Annotated in this window: 13 protein-coding genes; 2 read left to right on the forward strand and 11 right to left on the reverse strand. The window is 64.8% G+C overall.

What is annotated here, in order from left to right:
• Nucleotides 1-98: 98 nt before the first annotated feature.
• The gene (gene ugpB, locus A9975_RS23970) at nt 99-1,415 is read right to left on the reverse strand and encodes a sn-glycerol-3-phosphate ABC transporter substrate-binding protein UgpB (RefSeq protein ID WP_183034990.1); all 1,317 of its coding nucleotides are present in this window, start codon (nt 1,413-1,415) and stop codon (nt 99-101) included.
• A gap of 176 nt (nt 1,416-1,591) precedes the next feature.
• Between ugpB and A9975_RS23975 the strand changes: the two genes are divergently transcribed.
• Nucleotides 1,592-2,383: an HAD-IIB family hydrolase gene (locus tag A9975_RS23975; protein WP_183034991.1), complete on the forward strand. Its 792-nt coding sequence runs from the start codon at nt 1,592-1,594 to the stop codon at nt 2,381-2,383.
• Nucleotides 2,384-2,469: 86 nt separating this feature from the next.
• On the opposite strand, the gene ntrC is transcribed toward A9975_RS23975, so the two are convergent.
• The 4 genes from ntrC to A9975_RS23995 form a co-directional block, all read right to left on the reverse strand.
• On the reverse strand, nt 2,470-4,014 hold the full coding sequence (gene ntrC / locus A9975_RS23980) for a nitrogen regulation protein NR(I) (protein ID WP_183035096.1): 1,545 nt from the start codon (nt 4,012-4,014) through the stop codon (nt 2,470-2,472).
• Nucleotides 4,015-4,129: 115 nt separating this feature from the next.
• Nucleotides 4,130-5,281 (reverse strand): nitrogen regulation protein NR(II), encoded by a 1,152-nt coding sequence (glnL, locus tag A9975_RS23985; protein ID WP_006157794.1) that lies wholly within the window; start codon nt 5,279-5,281, stop codon nt 4,130-4,132.
• A 4-nt stretch (nt 5,282-5,285) separates the two neighbouring features.
• Nucleotides 5,286-5,849, reverse strand: a complete 564-nt coding sequence (locus A9975_RS23990; protein WP_370565373.1) for a DUF4124 domain-containing protein — start codon at nt 5,847-5,849, stop codon at nt 5,286-5,288.
• A 133-nt stretch (nt 5,850-5,982) separates the two neighbouring features.
• Complete coding sequence (locus A9975_RS23995) at nt 5,983-7,398, reverse strand: 3-hydroxylaminophenol mutase (protein WP_043347388.1); 1,416 nt, start codon at nt 7,396-7,398, stop codon at nt 5,983-5,985.
• Between the two features lie 602 nt (nt 7,399-8,000).
• On the opposite strand from A9975_RS23995, the gene A9975_RS24000 reads away from it, so the two are divergent.
• The gene (locus tag A9975_RS24000) at nt 8,001-8,465 is read left to right on the forward strand and encodes a rhodanese-like domain-containing protein (RefSeq protein WP_150990968.1); all 465 of its coding nucleotides are present in this window, start codon (nt 8,001-8,003) and stop codon (nt 8,463-8,465) included.
• Nucleotides 8,466-8,562: 97 nt separating this feature from the next.
• Here A9975_RS24000 and A9975_RS24005 read toward each other — a convergent pair whose 3' ends face one another.
• The 6 genes from A9975_RS24005 to hrpA form a co-directional block, all read right to left on the reverse strand.
• The gene (locus A9975_RS24005; RefSeq protein ID WP_174423283.1) at nt 8,563-9,396 is read right to left on the reverse strand and encodes a molybdopterin-binding protein; all 834 of its coding nucleotides are present in this window, start codon (nt 9,394-9,396) and stop codon (nt 8,563-8,565) included.
• Between the two features lie 12 nt (nt 9,397-9,408).
• Nucleotides 9,409-10,284, reverse strand: a complete 876-nt coding sequence (locus A9975_RS24010; RefSeq protein ID WP_183034992.1) for an EI24 domain-containing protein — start codon at nt 10,282-10,284, stop codon at nt 9,409-9,411.
• Between the two features lie 167 nt (nt 10,285-10,451).
• Nucleotides 10,452-11,426 (reverse strand): sterol desaturase family protein, encoded by a 975-nt coding sequence (locus tag A9975_RS24015; RefSeq protein ID WP_183034993.1) that lies wholly within the window; start codon nt 11,424-11,426, stop codon nt 10,452-10,454.
• On the reverse strand, nt 11,426-12,307 hold the full coding sequence (locus tag A9975_RS24020; RefSeq protein ID WP_183034994.1) for a polysaccharide deacetylase family protein: 882 nt from the start codon (nt 12,305-12,307) through the stop codon (nt 11,426-11,428). The genes A9975_RS24015 and A9975_RS24020 overlap by 1 nt, the downstream gene beginning before the upstream one ends.
• A gap of 98 nt (nt 12,308-12,405) precedes the next feature.
• Nucleotides 12,406-13,332, reverse strand: coding sequence for a cytochrome D1 domain-containing protein (locus A9975_RS24025; protein WP_370565440.1), 927 nt, complete (start codon nt 13,330-13,332; stop codon nt 12,406-12,408).
• 196 nt (nt 13,333-13,528) lie between these two features.
• A complete protein-coding gene (hrpA, locus tag A9975_RS24030) occupies nt 13,529-17,611 on the reverse strand; it encodes an ATP-dependent RNA helicase HrpA (RefSeq protein WP_183034996.1) in 4,083 nt (1,360 codons plus the stop codon).
• Between the last annotated feature and the right edge of the window lie 14 nt (nt 17,612-17,625).

Here is a 17,625-nt window from a genome sequence, read left to right on the forward strand (position 1 = left end):
GGCGCGTCATCAGTCATAGCCAGTGCGGCGAGGCTGCCGCACAAACCAAAGACGGAGGCACAGCCTCCGCCTCCTAAACACTCAAGAAGCCGCAGCGCTTATTCGCGGACCGTCTTCTGGAAACGCTCCAGCAATTCATTGCCGCGCGCAACCGCCGAATCCAGTGCTTCCTTGGGTTGCTTCTTGCCGGTCCACACTGCTTCGAGCTCTTCGTCGATCACCGTACGGATCTGCGGGAAGTTGCCCAGGCGGATGCCTCGCGACTTGTCCGTGGTCTTGACGATCATCTGCTTGACCGCCACGTCCGCGCCGGGGTTCTTCTCATAGAAGCCCGATTTCTTGGTGAGTTCGTAGGCTGCCATCGTCACCGGCAGGTAGCCGGTCGACTGGTGCCAGTCGGCCTGCACCTCGGGGCGCGACAGATAGGTGAAGAACTTGGCTACGCCCTTGTATTCCTCGGCCTTCTTGCCACCCATCACCCACAACGAAGCACCGCCGATGATGGTGTTTTGCGGGGCGCCCGGCACGCCTTGCTCGTACGGCAGTTGCGCCACGGTGAAATCGAACTTGGCGTTCTTGCGGATATTCGCCAGCGCCGCCGAGGAACCGGTCAGCATCGCGCATTGGCCGGCAATAAACTTCGCCTTCGGCTCGTCCTTGCGGCCGCCGTAGACAAAGTAGCCCTTCTGCTGCATGTCGAGCAGGTTGGCAATATGCTTGACGTGCAGCGGCGAATTGAACACCAGGCGCGCGCCCGTGCCACCGAAGCCATTGTTCTCGGTGGCGAACAAGACGTTGTGCCAGGCCGAGAAGCTTTCCAGATGCACCCACGACTGCCAGTCGGTGGTGTAACCGCAAGAGATGCCGGCAGCCTTGAGCTTGGCGGAATCGGTGGCCACCTCTTGCCAGGTCACGGGCGGCTTGTTCGGATCCAGCCCGGCCTTCTTGAAGGCGTCCTTGTTGTAGTACATCACCGTGGTGGAGCTATTGAACGGGAACGACAGCATCTCACCCTTGTTCGAGGTGTAGTAGCCAGCCACCGCCGGGATGTACATCTTGGCGTCGAACTTTTCGCCAGCGTCCTTCATGACCGTCGCCACCGGCTTGATGGCACCCTTGGCGCTCATCATGGTGGCCGTCCCCACCTCGAATACCTGCAGGATCGCGGGCGCGTTGCCCGAGCGGAAGGCAGCGATGCCCGCCGCCAGCGACTCGTCGTACTGGCCCTTGTAGATCGGTACGATCTTGTAGTCGGACTGGCTGGCATTGAACTGCGTGGCGATCGCGTTCACCTTCTCATTGAGCGCACCTTCCATCGAATGCCACCACTGGATCTCGACGGCGGCATTGGCCGATCCAGCGCCGGCCAGCATGACAAAAGCCGCCAGGGTCAACGCGGTACGTTTTACGGTCATGGAAATCTCTCCTGTTCTATCTTGTGGCATTGGACAAAAATCGTCCGACTGTATGCAGTTTTTGTGACAGGCGGATGTTACCCCGCCTTGTTGGATTGGAAAACCGGGCATTTCTACTAAATTACAATAATATGACAACGATTTATCGGCAGCTTGACAGGGTAGAATCTCGCGCTATGCAAGCCATACAAAGCCTTCCCGCCCCGGCGCTGCGCCGGATTCGCGGCGTACTGACCGATATCGACGGCACCATCACCACCGACGGCAGGCTGCCGGCGGCCACCTACATGGCGCTCGACCGCCTCAAGGCAGCCGGGCTGCACGTGATCCCGGTCACCGGACGCTGCATCGCCTGGGCCGAGATCCTGACGCGGTTATGGCCGGTGGACGCCATCATCGGAGAAAACGGTGCCTTCTACTCCCACCTGCGCGCGGGCAAACTGGTGACCCGTTACCTGGACGACGCCGCCACGCGAGCCGAAAACCTGGCGCGCATCCACGCGCTTGGCAAACGCATCGTGCAAGAGGTGCCAGGCTGCGCGCTGGCCTCGGACCAGGCCTGGCACGCCGCCGACCTGGCCGTCGACCACGCCGAGGACGTCGCACCCCTGCCGCCCGCCGCGGTCGAGCGCATTGCCGGGCTGATGCGGGAAGCCGGCATGACCGCCACGGTCTCGTCCATTCACGTCAATGGCTGGTTCGGGGATCACGACAAGCTCAGCATGAGCCGATTGTGCGCTGCGGAATTGCTGGGGGCGGACCTGGATGCCGAACGGGAGGAATGGCTGTTTATCGGCGACTCAGCGAACGACGCCAGCATGTTTGCTCATTTCCCGCTGTCGGTCGGGGTGGCTAATATCCGCGATATCCTGACGCAGCTGCCAGCCAAACCGGCCTATATCACCGAGGCGGCCTGCGGCGAGGGCTTCGCGGAAATGGCTGAACTTCTGCTGGCCGCGCGCGGCTGACCTGCCAAAGGCGCGCCGTCATAAAAAAAACAGCCGGGCAAGCCCGGCTGTTTTTTTATGTGCTGCAACGACGGGCATGACCCGATTCAATCGAAGCCCAGCTCCTGCAGCTTGCGCGTGATGGTATTGCGGCCAATGCCCAGGCGGGTGGCCGCCTCGACGCGGCGCCCGCGGGTAACGCCCAGCGCAGCCTCCAGCACCGCCTTCTCGAAACGCCGCGTCAGTGCATCCATGACTTCCGGCTGGCCGGACTCCAGCATGGCGCGGGCTTCCCCCGCCAGCAGGTGCTCCCAGCCGGCCAGCGCGCTGGCCGCAGCCGAGCGGCCAGCGTAAGCCAGCGCGGTGTCTGGCTCCCCGCCCAAGGTGGAAGGCGCGGCGCCGTAGTCGACGGCGTCATGGCCGTCGGCATCGTCCGCCCTGCCCTCTGCCCGGAACTCTGCCTGGCGCGCCGCGCCGGCGCCGCCGCCCGGCGCCGTGCCAGTGCCGATCATCTCGGCCGGCATGTCCTTGACCTCGATGGTCTGCGCGGGTGCCATCACGGTCAGCCAGTTGCACAGGTTCTCCAGCTGACGCACGTTGCCAGGGAACGGCAGTGTGCTGACATAGGCCAGGGCCTCGTCCGACATGCGCTTGGGCTCCACGCCCAGTTCCTTGGCACTCTTCTGCAGGAAATGGCGCGCCAGCAGGGTGATGTCTTCCGGCCGTTCGCGCAGCGGCGGCAAGCGCAGGCGGATCACGTTGAGGCGGTGGAACAAGTCCTCGCGGAACAGGCCTTCCTTGACGCGCGTTTCCAGGTTCTGGTGAGTGGCAGCAATCACGCGCACGTTGGCGCGCAGCGGATTGTGGCCACCCACGCGGTAGAAGTTGCCATCCGACAGCACACGCAGCAGGCGCGTTTGCAGGTCGAACGGCATGTCGCCGATTTCGTCGAGGAACAGCGTGCCGCCCTCGGCCTGCTCGAAGCGGCCGCGGCGCATGGTCTGCGCGCCGGTAAAGGCGCCGCGCTCATGGCCGAACAGCTCCGACTCCAGCAGGTCCTTTGGAATGGCAGCGGTATTGAGGGCGATAAAGGGCCCGTTGGCGCGCGGGCTGTGCTTGTGCAGCGCCTGCGCCACCAGTTCCTTGCCGGTACCGGACTCGCCGGTGATCAGCACCGTCACGTTCGATTGCGACAGGCGGCCGATGGCGCGGAACACGTCCTGCATGGCCGGCGCCTGGCCGAGGATTTCCGGCGCGTCGACCAGGCGGTCTTCGAGCTCCTCCTCGCGCAGGCTTTCCTGCAGCGCGCGGCGAATCAGCTCGACCGCCTTATCCACGTCGAAGGGCTTGGCCAGGTACTCGAAGGCGCCACCCTGGAAGGCCGCTACTGCGCTATCCAGGTCGGAGTATGCCGTCATCACGATGACCGGCAGCCCCGGATGCCGCGCCTTGAGCGCTTGCAGCAGGTCCAGGCCCGAGCCACCCGGCATGCGGATATCGGAGATCAGGACCTGTGGTTCATCGTCTTCCAGTGCGGCCAGTACGTCGCGCACGTTGGTGAAGCTGCGTGAGAGCAGGCTTTCGCGGGCGAGGGCCTTCTCAAGAACCCAGCGGATTGATTGATCGTCGTCGACTATCCAGATCGGCTTCATGTGCGTCGCTTGTCTGCTCGGTGTCATTTGGTCTTCCGTGAACCTGGCCGCACACCGCCGGCAAGCCGGTCGGCAGCAATCATTGGGGCAGTTCCAATTGCTGTCGCCGATGCGATCAATGCAGGGGCAGCAGGATACGGAAGTCGGTACAGCCCGGCCGGCTCTCGCATTCGATCAAGCCCTCGTGCTGCTGCACGAAGGTTTGAGCGAGTGTGAGACCGAGGCCGCTACCGCCATCCCTGCCCGACACCAGCGGGTAGAAGATGCGTTCGCGGATATCCTCGGGGATGCCCGGACCGTTATCAATGACATGCAAGTCCAATGCCAGCTTGAATAATCGCTTCGCTATGGTGACCTGGCGGGCCACCCGGGTCCGCAGGATGATCTGCGCATCGCCCCGCGCCACGCGCTCCGCGAGCGCCTGGGCAGCGTTGTGGACGATGTTGAGCACGGCCTGGATCAACTGCTCCATGTCGCCGCGCAGGTCGGGCAGGCTCGCGTCGTAGTCGCGCACGATATCCAGCCCGGAGGGGAATTCGGCCAGTACCACCGAGCGCACGCGCTCCAGCACCTCGTGGATGTTGAGGTCGGACACGATGTGCGGATGGCGGTGCGGCTCCAGCAGGCGGTCCACCAATGTCTGCAGGCGGTCCGACTCCTTGATGATGACCTGGGTGTACTCCCGCAGCGAACGGTCAGGCAACTCGAACTCGAGCAATTGCGCCGCGCCTCGGATGCCGCCCAGCGGGTTCTTGATCTCATGCGCCAGATTGCGGATGAGCTCCTTGTTGGCCGAGGTCAGGTCGAGGATGCGCTCCTCGCGGTCGCTGCGGACCTTTTGCTCGTTGGGAAGCACTTCCACCAGTACCGTGTCGGCCGTGGCATCCAGCGCGCCGATCACCACATGCGCGTGCATCGGCTCCTGCAGGGGCGGATGCAGTACCACATCCTGCCGGCGCGCGTCGAACTGCCGTGAAATCACGGTCTCGATCATGCTGCCGAGCTCTTCCGAAGCACCGAACAGGTCTGCCAGCGACAGCTCCACCATGGCCTTGCGCGACACCGCGAAGCTGGCCTCGGCCGCGGGATTGGCGTAGACGATGCGCAGGCCGGGCTGGCGCACCAGCAATACGGGGTTGGCGACCACGTCCAGCCCCTGGTGGTAGGACACATCGCCCAATGGCAGCACCACGGCTCCACCCTCGGCCGGCGTGCCAGCCCCGGCCGAAGCCACCTTGCGCGAGACGCTGCGAATCAGGCGACGCATAGTGCTAGTCCTTCAAATTGGAGAGTTCGCGCCGCAGCGAAGCGGCATTGGCCTCGCCACGCGCGATGTCGTCGCGCAGCATGGCGGTGCGGTCGAGGTACTTCTGGTAGTTACGTTCATTGCCCTGGCGCTCGGGCTGGCCGTTGTTGAACTCGGCGCGCAGCGCGGCCAGTTTGGCCTCCTCGCTTTGCAGTTCCTGTTCAAGCACCGCGCGGCGCTCGCCATCGCGGCTTTTCTGGGTCGCGCTGTCCACGCGCGGAAACGCGGTGGGCGCCATCGCAGGCCCGGCACCCTTGCCCGCCGAAGGGGCGCTCACGCGCCCGCCCGGCACCGTCGTGACTTCCGGCAGGCTGAGCCGCTTGCAGCCCTTGCCGCCGTTGCCGTTGCGGTATTCAGGCACGCCGTTGGGGCCAGCGCAGACATAGATATCCGACTGCGCCGGGGCCGGCCGGCTCCAGCACAACAGCACAAGCGCCAGGATGGCGCAGGCCGCCGCCGATACGTGCATGGAGGCACTGAACCGGTGCATGGGTCGAAGCGAGGAAAGCGGGAATTCGAGCGCGTCCATTGACATCAGCAGGGATGGTGGGAAAGGAGCCCCATTCTAGCGATCAAACCGGCGAGCAAAACAAAAAGGGACAGCCGAGGCCGCCCCTTCCTGGTGCAACTGTTGCCCGGTCACAACCTGGCAACGCCTCGCCTTACAGCGAGTAGTACATATCGAACTCGATCGGGTGCGTGGTCATGCGGAAGCGGGTCACTTCTTCCATCTTCAGCTCGATGTAGGCATCGATCATGGAGTTGGAGAAAACGCCGCCGCGCGTCAGGAACTCGCGGTCGTTGTCGAGGTATTCCAGGGCCTGGTCGAGGCTGGAGCACACGGTCGGGATCTTTGCATCCTCTTCCGGCGGCAGGTCGTACAGGTTCTTGTCGGCAGCTTCGCCCGGGTGGATCTTGTTCTGCACGCCGTCCAGGCCAGCCATCAGCAGCGCCGAGAAGCCCAGGTACGGGTTCATCAGCGGATCCGGGAAGCGGGTCTCGATACGACGGCCCTTCGGGTTGGCAACGTACGGAATACGGATCGATGCCGAACGGTTGCGAGCCGAGTAAGCCAGCTTGACCGGCGCTTCGAAGCCCGGCACCAGACGCTTGTACGAATTCGTGCCCGGGTTGGTCAGGGCGTTCAGCGCGCGAGCGTGCTTGATGATGCCGCCGATGTAGTACAGCGCGAATTCCGACAGGCCAGCGTAGCCGTTGCCTGCGAACAGGTTTTGGCCATCCTTCCATACGGACTGGTGCACGTGCATGCCCGAACCGTTGTCGCCAACGACCGGCTTCGGCATGAACGTAGCAGTCTTGCCGTAGGTGTGGGCAACGTTCTGGATCACGTACTTTTGCAGCTGCGTCCAGTCGGCGCGCTGCACCAGCGTGCTGAACTTGGTGCCGATTTCGTTCTGGCCCTGGCCAGCCACTTCGTGGTGGTGGACTTCCACGGGGATGCCCAGCGATTCCAGGATCAGGCACATTTCCGAACGGATGTCCTGGAAGGTGTCGATCGGGGCAACCGGGAAGTAGCCGCCCTTCTTGCCCGGACGGTGGCCGCTGTTGCCGTGTTCGAACTCCTTGCCCGACGACCACGGTGCTTCTTCCGAGTGGATCTTGACGGAGCAACCCTGCATGTCAATGTTCCAGGTCACGCCGTCGAAAATGAAGAACTCGGGTTCCGGGCCGAAGAAGGCGGTGTCGCCCAGGCCGGTGCTCTTCAGGTAAGCCTCGGCGCGCTTGGCGATGGAACGCGGGTCGCGGTCGTAGCCCTTGCCATCCGACGGCTCAACCACGTCGCAGGTCAGGATCAGGGTCGGTTCTTCGTAAAACGGATCGACGTTAGCGGTATTCGGATCCGGCATCAGCAGCATGTCCGAAGCCTCGATACCCTTCCAGCCGGCGATCGACGAGCCGTCGAAAGCGTGGCCGCTTTCAAACTTGTCTTCATCGAAGTGCGACACGGGTACCGACACGTGCTGCTCTTTGCCTTTGGTATCGGTGAAACGGAAGTCGACGAACTTGACGTCGTTTTCCTTCACAAGCTTCATCACATCTGCAACGCTGTGGGCCATGCCTATCTCCTGGAAATTCGGCTGAATCTAGAAAAGCCATTCTTGCGTCGATCTCCGCTGTGCAACGCATCAAAGACGTTTGCATCAACACAAAGATCGGCCACGAAAGGGACGAGGAATGTTAGCAGAAAGCATGCCAAGGCAACCCCCTAGTTACCCCTGCGTTCCCGAAAAAAGTGCAGCCAGACGGCGCGATATGGGGGGCCAGGCGCGTTTCGGGTGCCGCATATGGCATACGCATAAATCCGTTCGGCTTGCGCCTCATTCCGGGGACGCCAGCGGGTCTCCCCGGCTCCCGCGAAAATCACCAAAAGCGTGCATCAGCGCGCCTTATAGCCCTATTTTGGGGCAGACGCACCAAAATAGAACATTTTGGTGCAAACCGAGTGCCGTTGCCTGCTTGCGGTGCAAGATCCTAGCTACCAAGGGGTTCGCAGCGCGCAACCGCTCGCAGCGCGCAACCAAGCCGGGCGCAACTTCGGCACAACCGATGCCGCTTGCTGCCGTTCGCATCCAAAGGCCGCCGGCGAGCACGCCCGGCGCGCTAGAATATCCGGCAGCCTCTGCCAGATGCCATTTCACCCACCGATTTTGTCACCCAGATGACCACCCGAGACGATCTACTCCAAGCTGCGCGCGAGCGCCAGCAGCAAAACCAACTGCCATACTTCGGCGCCCTCTCGCCCCAGGAGGCCTTTGCACTACTGCAGGGCGACCCGACCGCCGTGATGGTGGACGTGCGCACGCAGGCTGAGCTCGACTGGATCGGCGGGCCGGACCTGCCGGAAGCCCAATTGGCGCATGTGGAATGGAGCAGTTATCCGGGCGGCACGCAGAACGCCGCCTTTATCGCGCAGCTCAGGGCCCGCGTGCCCGCCGATGTGCCCGTGCTGTTCCTGTGCCGCAGTGCGGCACGCTCCAAGCACGCTGCCCGCGTCGCCACGGAAGCCGGCTATCAGTTCGCCATGGACGTGCTGGAAGGCTTCGAAGGCGCTCGCGACGAGCAGCACCATCGCAAGACGGTCGAAGGCTGGTGCTTCCGCGGCCTGCCCTGGCACGGCGCCTGAAACTAGGGAGCGCGTACATCGCGCAAAAAAAAGCAAGACGGGACAGCGTGGCTGTCCCGTTTTCTCATTGCATCGGCCACGTCGGCGCCGTCACGGCTCAGTCCCCTGCCGGATCTCCCGGGCGCCGCGCCGCAACCTCCACCAGCTCGAAGCCCATTGCCTGCACGCCTTCGCGCAGCATGGCATAGGCCGGCTCGACCTGGTCGGCCAGCCCCTTCACACCCAGGTCGATGTGGCGGCGCGCATAGAGCTCGCCGCGCTTGGCGTCGCCCACCGACGGCAGGCTGAATACGCGGACGCCTTCGAAGGCGGCCTCGACCCGCTCCATCAGCGGCGTCAGGGTGGATTCCGGCGCCTCGAACACCAGGAACGACCGCTCCACTTGCACCGCCTGATGGAACAGGTGGGAATAGTAGGTATCCAGCACCCATTCCATCATCGGCCACGCCATGACCGGGAAGCCAGGCATGAAATGATGGTCGGCCACGGAAAAACCGGGGATGCGGTTGTAGCTGTTCGGGATGATGCGCGCCCCGGCGGGGAATTCGCCCATCTTGAAGCGATGCTGGTTCTCCGGCAGGTTCAGGTCGGCCTTGGCGGGATCGCCCGCCGCGGTCTCCGCGATCCGCAAGGCGATCTGCTCGCGGGCATCCGGATGCAGTTCCAGCGGCACGCCAAGCGCGGCCGCGGCGCACTGCCGGGTGTGGTCATCGGGTGTGGCGCCAATGCCGCCGGTGCAGAACACCACATCGTTGCCCGCGAACGTGCGGCGGAGTGTGGCGGTGATGCGCGCGCGCTCGTCGCCCACGTACTCCGCCCAGTCCAGCGCCAGCCCGCGCGCCGCCAGCAGTTCGATGGCACGGCGCATATGCTTGTCTTCGCGCCGCCCCGACAGAATCTCGTCACCAATGACGATCAGGCCGAAACCCATGATGCCCTCGCTTCAGGATTGTTCAATGCGCCGCACATCGGACGGCGCCAGGTCGATAACGTCCACCACCGGCGCAGCCGTGGCTGCCGCAGCAGCGCGCTCGGCGCGCAATTGCTCCAGCGCGCGCAGGCAGAAATGCCCAAACCACAGTGCCGAGAAAATAAAGATCAGCACATACAGCCACAGCGTGCCCGCGAGCACGAACGGGAACAGGAAAATCAGCGCCGCCGAAGCCACCCAGATCAGCGTCGGCGCCGAGCCCAGCAGGCCCACCGCCACGCCGATGGAGAGCAACGCCATGCGATGGCGCTTCATCAGCGTCTTGCGCTCCTCTGGCGTGGCATGCTGCGCGAGCGCGTCGTAGGTCATCACACGATAGGTCAGCCAGCCCCATAGCAAGGGCGGGATCAAGGCAAAGAAAGGCGGGATCAGCCACAGCGGCAGCGTCACCAGCGCCAGCAGCAGGAACACCATGGTGCTGCCCAGCGCCTGGAACACGCTGCCCACCATGCTGCCACCCTTGGCCTTGACCAGGTCCGGATAGCTGCGCTCCAGGTGCCGCACCGCGGCTGGCACCGAGAACAAGCTGATAAACACCAGCATGGAGGCAATCACCAGCGGGATCATCAGTGCGATCACAAACAGCGGCGCCACCACCGTGCGCAGGGACTGCAAGCCGAACCAGTCCAGCGCGCCGTAGATCCAGCTGGTCAGCACCGACGTCTCGAGCACGCCGCGCGCGGCCGTCATGATCGGCTCCCACCCCCACAGCAGCAGGCCACCCCACAGCCCGGTGGCGAGCAGGAAAGGAATGACGGTAAGCATCAGCATGCGCGGATGCAGCTGGCTGATCAGGGCACGGCCTAGCGCGCGAAAAATATCGTTCATGCAGTAAATTGGGGTTCCACAAAGGCGGGATTAACTAGACTAGCACACGTCATAAGTGCTGCGGGGGACGCGTGCGCCGCTAGCGCAAGACCGCAGGGCGCGGGAGGGAGCGCGCCTTGCGGGGGAATGCGCGCTCCCGGGCCTGCCGCGGCAAGCGCACCGCCGCTTCAGCCCAGCCGCAACAGGCGCTTGATCCCGTACCACTGCTGGGACAGGAAGCCAGCGCCGTAGTCGCGCCCCTTGCCTGCCGGTGGCGGCATCTGGTCGCGCACACCGGTGGGGTAGTAGGCGTCGGAGAACACGGCGGTGCGGAACAACATGTCCCACCAGGGAAAGATCACGCCGTAGTTGCATCCGCCCAGCTTGGTGGGCCGGCCGATGGCTTCGTGGCCGACGCCAACCGCGTGGTGGGTGCGGTGAAAGCGCGGCGAGACCAGCAGCCGCTCGCCCCACGTGCCAAAGTGCAGGCGCAGGTTGGCATGCTGCAAACTCTGCAGCAGTTGCGACAGCGCCACCAGCAGCACGTACTGGGAAGGCTCCACGCCCACCGCCAGCGCCGCCACCGCAAACACCACGTCGCGCAGCATGTCGTCGAGCAGGTGATTGCGGTTATCGCTCCATAGCGTCATCTGGCGCTGGCTGTGATGCAGCGAATGCAGGCTCCACCACCAGCGGTAGGTATGCGAGAGGCGGTGGTACCAGTAGTCGAGCAGGTCAAACAGCAGCAGGTAGATAAAGAAGCTGACCAGCGGGATCGACGTCACCGCTGGCCACCAGTCTTCCACATTGACCCGCTGCCAGCCAAGCAGGCGCAGATGCCCTTCCAGCCCATCCATCAGCGGACCGAGCAGGAAGAACATGGCCAGCCGGAACAGGCCGAGGCGATGCACGACGGTGTAGAGGATGTCGGTGCGAATGGCGGCGCGGTCGGTCACGGCTTCGACCGGGCGCAGCTTTTCCAGCGGCCCGAGGATCAGCACCATCACCACGATCTGCACCAGCCCGACCAGCAGCCATTCGGTGCCGGTGAAGGCGTCCTCGGCATAGCCGCCCAGCCCAAGCTGGTAGACCACCGGCAGGATCACGTCCTGGAACAGCGTGGCTTCAATCTGGCCAATCCAGCCGTTGAGCAGGTCGAGCATCAGCGGCTCCCGGCTGGTTGCCCGGCCACCGTGGCGGACTGCCCGCGCAGCCAGTCACGATAGGCGGGATGCTCGCGCAACGTGGCAAAGCAGAAACCCTTCTGCTCCAGGCCGCTGATCAGCGGCTCGAGCACGCCGGGCGCCCAGGGGTCCTTGCGCGACCAGATCCCCAGGTGCGCCATGGCGATGTCGCCATCGCGCAGGCCGCGCAATGCGCGCTCCAGCAGCACCTTGTTCGGGAAACGCTCGGACGAAAGCTCGTCACCCAGGAAGCCGGCCGGCGCCCAGGCCACGTGCTTGAACCCACACTGCTCGGCCCATTGCAGCGTCTGCGGCGCGGTATGGCCACCCGGTGCCCGCCACAGCGGCGACATGGTCGCGCCGCTGAGGTGCTTCAGCGCCTGCGCGCTGCGGTTCAGCTCGCTGCAGAAGCTTTGCTGGTCCATCACCACGTCCTGCCCCGCATGCACGCCGAACTGCGGCCGCATGGTGACCTTGCCGTCGCGTACGCCGCGCAGGTAGACGTGATCGAACGTGTGGCTGCCAAAAACATGGCCATCGGCGGCCAGCGTCTTCCAGTACGCGGCCCAGCCCGGGTCGAGCGAGCTGTCCTTGTTGATGGTGGGTTCGTTGGCGAGGAAGAACGTGGCCTTGATATGGTGCCGGCGCAGCGTATCGGCGATCAGCGCCGCCTGGCTCATGCTGCCGGTATCGAAGGTCAGGTAGAGCGTGCCGGCGCGGCAGGCCTGGGGCGCGGCGGCAGGCACCGGGCCCGCCGGACTGGCCGGCCCGGCGGCCAGCGCCAGTCCGGTGGCTGCAAGCCCGGCAGCCACCGCGCGGACCAAAGCGCGGGGCAACCGGGGCTGCGAATGCTTGCTCATGATGCCTGTCCTGATTTCCTGTGACTGCATTGGAGTGGCAGCGGCCATACTAGTTCGATGCCGCGCCCGCCATGGCGTTCCCGGACGGGCGCCCTCTCTCAATAAAGCGGTGCGCGGGTACGGAAATAAATGCCGTGCGGCGAGCGGCCCACGCGGATGGTCTTGACCAGCTTGCGGCTGGCCACGTCGATCAGGCCCACCGAACGCGCCCAGCGGAAGCTCACCCACAAGGTCTTGCCGTCGGCGGTCAGCTCCATGTCATCGGGGCCAGCCGGCAGGCCAGTGATGTCGCCAACCTTGGTCAGGGTCTGCTGGTCGATGATGCTGATGGTGCCGGAAACCCGGTTGGACAAGAACAGATGGCGCTTGTCGCCCACCGCGCGGAAATTGTGCGCGCCCTTGCCGGTCTGGATCTGCTTGACCACGGTGCGGGTATGCCAGTCGATCACGGCGACATAATCGGCACCGGTCATGCCCACCAGCAGGTATTTCTGGTCCGGCGTAACCCACACGCCCGCCGGCGCCGAACCGGCGTTCATGCGCCACATCACGGTCTGCGTGGGCAGGTCGATGGCGACCACTTCGTTGGAGTCCTGCAGCGTGACGAAGGCAACACGGCTGTCGGCGGTAAAGGCGATATGGCTCGGCGTCTTGGCCAGCGGCAGTTGCTTGGCGATCTTGAGCGCCTTGCCGTCCCAGCGATACACGTCGACGCGATCAAGGCGGTTGCCCGTGGTCAGGAACCACTTCTGGTCGGGCGAGAAGCCGATCTGGTAGGGATCGTCGATATTGGCCACGCGCTGCTGGACCTTGCCGGTGACCGGGTCGAGGAACACGAGGTCGTTGCCGACCGCATTCGCAACGATCAGCGATTTGTCGTCGGGCGTGGCGATCAGGTGGTGCGGCTCCTTCCCGATCGGGAACGTCTCCAGCACCTTCTGGGTGTCCTTGTCGATCAGGGTGACGGTAGCATCACCAGAATTGAGCACCACCACCACTTCCGCCAACGCCGGCGCCGCTACCATCCCCAGGGCCAGGGTGCCGATGGCGGCAAACCCGGAAACTACACGACGCAATGCGAGCATAAGACTGTTAGACAATGACTTAATCGATCATTCTAACGTTTTCAGACTGTGATCCGATGACCTAGCGCAACAAACTAACATTTGGTCACAATCTCCGCGCGGGGTAGCGTTCGCGCGAAAAGCTGGCAACCTGACTTCAGCGCTGCATCGCTTCCCACACCTTTTGCAGACGCTTGACCGACATCGGCACGGGCGTGCGTAACTCCTGCGCGAACAGGGCCACACGGAGTTCTTCCAGCATCCAGCGGAACTCGTCCAGGCGCGCGTCTTCCACGCCCCGCCCCTGCTGGCGCAACTGCGTCTCGGCCCGCTGCCATTGCTGCAGCAGCGGCGTGATTTCCTGCAGGCGCTGGGCGTCGCGCGCCGGGTCGCCCTTGATCTTGTCGATGCGCATGGCGATGCCCTTCAGGTAGCGCGGGAAATGCACCAGCTGCAGGTAAGGCGTGTCGGCCACAAAGTTCTTGCCCATCAGCCGCGTCAGTTGCGCCTGCATGTCGGCGTGCGCCGCGGCGAACGGCTTGGCCTGGATCAGCTTGCGCGGCAGCGTCGCGTACTCGGCCAGCACTGCCCCTACCAGCCGGGCAATCTCCTGCGCCAGCAGGCTCAGGCGCGAGCGCCCTTCTTCCTTGCGGGCGGCGAACTCAGCCTCGTTGCGCGGCAGCGGCGCCTGCAGGCAGGCCCGCTCCAGCGCCAGCATCACGATCTGGTCGCGCAGCATTTCCTGCGTGCCCAGCGTCATGTATTGCATCGCCATCTGCTGCATGCCGGGGATATTCTTCTCCAGGAACTTCACCTGCTCGCGCAACTGCAACGCAAACAGGCGGCGTAGCCCGGCTTGATGGATGCGCGCGGCTTCCTGCGGATCGTCGAACACCTCCACGTCGCAATGCGTGGCGTGGTCGACCAGCGCAGGATAGCCGTACAGCGTCTGGTTGCCCTTGCGGACCTCCAGCAGCTCGGGCAGTTCGCCAAAAGACCAACTGGTCAGGTTCTCGTATTGCCCCGCCTCGGCCGCCGGCACGTCGCGCGCGGCGATGTTCTGGAACGACTGCTGCGCCTGCCCGCCAAATTCGGCGCGCAACTGCGCCAGGTTGCGGCCCATGTCCAGTTGCCGGCCGTGCTCGTCCACCACCTTGAAGTTCATGGCGTGGTGGGCGGGCAAGGTTTCCAGCTTGAAGTCGGCGCGCTTGACCATGGTGCCGGTCTGCTCGCGGATGTCGGCAATCAGCACATCCAGCAACTCGCCCTCGCCAAAGGCATTGCGATCGACGAAGCCCGCCGCGTAATCCGGCAGCGGCACGCAATGGCGTCGCAACTTCTGCGGCAGCGACTTAAGCAGCAGGTGCACCTTCTCCTTGACCATGCCCGGCACCAGCCAGTCCGCGCGCTCCTGGCGCACCTGGTTGAGCGCGTACAGCGGCACCGTCAGCGTCACGCCATCGCGATGGCTGCCGGGCTCGAAGTGGTAAGTCAGCGACATATCCACGCCCGCCACCGGCATCAGCTTGGGGAAAAGGTCGGTGGTAATGCCAGCCGCCTCGTGCCGCATCAGCTCCTCGCGGTTCAGGTAAAGCAGCTTGCGCTCGCGCGCGCTCTCGGCCTGGTACCACTGCTCGAAGGTAGCCTGCTGGTGAATCTCGGCGGGAATCAGGCGATCGTAGAACGCGAAGATCAGCTCATCGTCGACCAGAACGTCCTGGCGGCGCGCCTTGTGCTCCAGGTTTTCGATCTCGCGCGTCAGGCGCTGGTTATGGGCGAAGAACGGCAGCTTGGTATCGAACTCGCCCTCCACCAGCCCGCGGCGGATAAACAGCTCGCGCGCCTCGGCCGGGTTCATCGGCCCGTAGTGCACGCGCCGGTGCTGGTAGACCACCAGTCCATACAGCGTGGCGCGCTCCATCGCCATCACCTGGCCGGATTTCTTCTCCCAGTGCGGATCGCTCCAACTGACGCGGAGCAAATGGCGTCCGACCTGCTCCAGCCATTCCGGCTCGATCTTGGCCAGCGTGCGCGCGAACAGCCGGCTGGTTTCGATCAGCTCGGCGCCGATGATCCAGCGGCCGACCTTGCGCGCGATCAGCGAGCCGGGCCACAAGTGGAACTTGATGCCGCGTGCGCCCAGGTACTCGCGCCCGCGCCCGTCGGCGTCTTCAATCTTGCAACCTACGTTGCCGAGCAACCCCGTGAGCAGCGACTTGTGCACCTGCTCATAGGTGGGCTCGCTCTCGTTGAGCTTCCAGCCCTGCTCGGTGACGGTGGTCAGCAGCTGCGAATGCACGTCGCGCCATTCGCGCAGGCGCACATGCGACAGGAAACTGGCGCGGCACTGGTCCTGCAGCTGGCGGTTGGTCTTCTTGTGCGCCACCGCATCCTCGAACCACTTCCACATCTTGACCCAGCCCAGGAACTCGGAGCGCTCGTCCATGAACTTGCGGTGGGCCTGGTCGGCGGCTTCCTGCGCCTCCTGCGGACGGTCGCGCGGATCCTGCACCGAGAGCGCGCTGGCGATGATCAGCACCTCGCGCAGGCAATGGTGCTCGCGCGCGGCCAGCGTCATGCGGGCCACGCGGGGGTCCAGCGGCAGGCGGGCCAGCTGGCGGCCGACCTGGGTCAGCGCGTTGGCGTCGTCGCCCACGCTTTGCACCGCGCCCAGCTCCTGCAGCAGCTGGTAGCCGTCAGCGATAGCGCGGCCCAGCGGCGGCTCGATAAAGGGGAATTCCTCGATCGCCGTCAGCTTCAGCGCCTTCATGCGCAAGATCACCGCAGCCAGCGACGAGCGCAGGATTTCCGGATCGGTAAAGCGCGCCCGGCTGACGAAATCGGCCTCCTCGTACAAGCGGATGCACACACCGTCGGCCACCCGGCCGCAACGCCCGGCTCGCTGGTTGGCGGCGGCCTGCGAGATCGCCTCGATCTGCAACTGCTCGACCTTGTTGCGGTAGGAATAGCGCTTGACCCGCGCCATCCCGGTATCCACCACGTAGCGGATGCCCGGCACGGTCAACGAGGTTTCTGCCACGTTGGTGGCCAGCACGATGCGCCGCGCGTTGGAAGGCCGGAACACCCGTTCCTGCTCCTGCACCGACAAGCGCGCGAACAGGGGCAGGATCTCGGTATGCGGTGGATGGTGCTTGCGCAGCGCCTCGGCAGCCTCGCGAATTTCGCGCTCGCCGGGCAGGAACACCAGCACATCGCCCGGGCCAAGCCGGCACAGCTCGTCCACCGCCTCGACGATGCCGTCGAACAGGTCGCGATCTTTCGATTGCGCGGACTTGGGCGCGCCCTCGGCCGCCGCCTTGTCCTTCTCGATTGGCCGGTAACGGATCTCCACGGGATACAGACGCCCGCTGACCTCGATCACCGGCGCGGGCTTGCCGCCCTGCGCGAAGTGCTCGGCAAAGCGGTTGGCGTCAATGGTGGCCGAGGTGATGACCAGCTTGAGGTCAGGCCGCTTCGGCAGGACCTCCTTCAGGTAGCCGATCAGGAAATCGATATTGAGGCTGCGTTCGTGCGCCTCGTCGATGATGATGGTGTCGTAGGCGCGCAGCAACGGATCGTTCTGCGTCTCGGCCAGCAAGATGCCGTCGGTCATCAGCTTGACCGACGCGCCCGCCGACATGGTGTCGTTGAAACGCACCTGGTAGCCCACGTGCTCGCCCAGCGGCGTGCCAATCTCTTGCGCGATGCGCTTGGCCGTGGAGGTGGCGGCAATCCGGCGTGGCTGCGTATGGCCGATCAGGCCACCGCTGCCGTCAGCGCCCGGACCGCGCCCGATCGACAGGCAGATCTTGGGCAACTGGGTGGTTTTGCCGGAGCCGGTCTCGCCGGAGACGATCACCACCTGATTGGCCAGCAGCGCCTGCGCGATCTCCTCGCGGCGGCCGGATACCGGCAACGCCTCAGGGAAGGTGATGGGGGGCAGCGGGTTGGCCCGGCGCACCGGGCGGCGTGCCTCGCGAGGCGCTCGCTCGGTGCGCTCGGTGCGCTCCGGGCGCGGCGGCCGGGGCGTGCCGTTTGCCGGCTGCGTCCTGGATTGCCGGGCCTGGCCCGGCTGCCGAGGCTGGCGTTCGGCCGGCGGGCCGTCGGCCGGCGCGCGCGCCGGCCTGGCGACAGGCTGGACAGCGGGCTGGGCTGGCGACGGGGCGGCCTTGGGCGCGGGGCGGCCGGCATCGGTTTTCCGATCCGGCGACAAAGGTTTGGCTGGGCGTTGTGCTGACATTGGCCGGGATTATA

The organism is Cupriavidus sp. UME77 (assembly GCF_014170355.1).
GTDB classification, from domain to species: Bacteria; Pseudomonadota; Gammaproteobacteria; order Burkholderiales; family Burkholderiaceae; genus Cupriavidus; species Cupriavidus basilensis.